Here is a 2,189-nt window from a genome sequence, read left to right as displayed (position 1 = left end):
CGACCGCCAACTGGCCGTCAGCGCCCTGGCCTACTGCCAGGGCAAGGAAAGCCTGGAGACCGCCCGCGCCGACTTCCTGCACGCGCAAAAGGCCTGGGCCGAGTTGCAACCGCTGCTGATCGGCCCGCTGGCCGAGGGCAACCGCTCGTGGCAGGTGCAGTTCTGGCCGGACAAGAAAAACCTGGTGGGTCGTCAAGTCGAGCAACTGGTGACCGCCCAACCACAGATCGACGCCGCCGCCCTGGCCAAATCCAGCGTCGTGGTGCAGGGCCTGTCGGCCTACGAATACATCCTCTACGACGCCAAGACCGATCTGGCGGACGAGACGCAAAAAGCTCGCTACTGCCCGTTGCTGGTAGCCATCGGCGAGCGCCAGAAACTGCTGGCCGAAGAGATCCTGTCGAGCTGGAACAGCACCGACGGCATGCTGGCGCAGATGACCAAGTTTCCTAACCAGCGCTACGCCGATTCCCACGAAGCCATCGCCGACCTGCTGCGGGTTCAAGTGACTGCGCTGGACACCCTGAAGAAAAAACTCGGCACCCCGATGGGCCGCCAGACCAAGGGCATCCCGCAACCGTTCCAGGCCGATGCGTGGCGCAGCCAGTCGTCCCTGCAAAGCCTGGAAGCCAGCCTGGCTGCCGCCCAGACCGTCTGGGTCGGCGTCGACAACAAAGGCCTGCGCGGCCTGTTGCCTGCCGATCAAAAGCCCCTGGCTGACAAGATCGACGCCGCGTATGCCGCCTCCCTGAAACTCTTCGCCAGCAACCAGCGTACGCTGAATGAAATGCTGGCCGACGATGCCGGGCGCCAGCAACTCAACGATATCTACGACAGCCTCAACGTGGTCCACCGCCTGCACGAAGGCGAGCTGGCCAAGGCGCTGGGCATCCAACTGGGCTTTAACGCCAACGACGGTGACTGATGATGCTCAGGCGACAGGCTTTGGCCCTCGGCAGCGTGCTGCTCAGTGCGATCACTTTGGGCGGCTGGACGCTGTTCAAGCAGAAGGGCAAAAGCCCGCTGCTGCTCTCGGCGCGGGATGACAGTGATGGCAGGCACTACGCCGTCGGCTTTCGCCTGGACGGCAAGCAGGTATTTGCCACCGAGGTCGGCCAGCGCTGCCACGACATCATCAACCACCCGACGCTGCCGATTGCGCTGTTTGTCGCCCGCCGGCCGGGCACCGAGAGTTACCTGATCGACTTGCGGGACGGGGCGCTGCTGCAAACCATCACCTCCAAGGCCAATCGCCACTTTTACGGGCATGCGGTGGTGCACAAGGATGGCGAGTGGTTGTATGCCACAGAGAACGACACGTCTGACCCGGGTCGCGGTTTGCTGGGGGTGTACCGGTTCGAGGGTGAGCGGTTGGTGCACACCGGGGAGATTTCTACCCATGGGATTGGGCCGCATCAGGTGTCGTGGATGCCTGATGGCGAGACGCTGGTGGTGGCTAACGGCGGGATTCGCACTGAGGCTGAGAGCCGGGTGGAGATGAACCTGAATGCCATGGAGCCGAGCCTGGTCCTGATGAAGCGCGACGGGACGCTGTTGAGCAAGGAGACCCTGGGCCAGCAGATGAACAGTGTGCGGCATATGGGGATTGCCAGCGACGGGACGATCCTCGCGGGGCAGCAGTTCATGGGGGCGTCTCATGAGCGTTCGGAGCTGCTGGCGATCAAGCGGCCGGGGCAGGCGTTTGTGGCGTTTCCGGTGGCGGATGAGCAGTTGCAGGCCATGGGGCATTACACGGCCAGTGTGGCGGTGCACAGCGAGTTGCGGCTGGTGGCGCTGACGGCGCCACGGGGGAATCGATTCTTTATCTGGAACATGGACAGCGCGCAGTTGCTGCTGGACGGGCCGTTGCCGGATTGTGCCGGGGTGGGTGCGGTGGCTGATGGGTTTGTGGTGACTTCCGGGCAGGGCCGTTGCCGGTTTTATGATTGTCGGCAGGTGCCGTTGGTGGGCAAGCCGCTGGAGTTGCCGGCGGGGCTTTGGGATAACCATCTGCATCTGGTTTGATTGGGGGGCTGATTGGGGGCATATCCGTTGCTGCGGTTATGGCCGCTATTGGTTCCGCTTTTACAGCGGCTCACTTTTGAAAAGCGCAAAAGTAAGCAAAACGCTCTTGCCCCACCACTCGGCACCTCGCTTAGGCTCGGTGTGCCCTCACTCCGGCTTTTTAA

General features: G+C 63.0%; 2 protein-coding genes. Both read left to right on the top strand.

The genetic code is table 11. The annotated features are described in order from the left end of the window. Nucleotides 1–925, top strand: a 925-nt coding sequence (locus HX846_RS32110; protein ID WP_178966947.1) for an imelysin family protein, incomplete at its 5' end; no start/stop codon positions are given. Between the two features lie 2 nt (nucleotides 926–927). Next, nucleotides 928–2,025, top strand: a complete 1,098-nt coding sequence (locus tag HX846_RS32105; protein WP_008435520.1) for a DUF1513 domain-containing protein — start codon at nucleotides 928–930, stop codon at nucleotides 2,023–2,025. The last annotated feature ends 164 nt before the right edge of the window (nucleotides 2,026–2,189 follow it).

The sequence above is a fragment of the Pseudomonas sp. K5002 genome (assembly GCF_013386655.1).
Classification (GTDB): Bacteria; Pseudomonadota; Gammaproteobacteria; order Pseudomonadales; family Pseudomonadaceae; genus Aquipseudomonas.
This window is presented reverse-complemented; position numbering and strand designations above follow the sequence as displayed.

What these genes read in the sequence shown, in the direction of transcription:
- HX846_RS32105 (WP_008435520.1), top strand. Translation starts at nt 928, where the DNA reads ATGCTCAGGCGACAGGCTTTGGCCCTCGGCAGCGTGCTGCTCAGTGCG.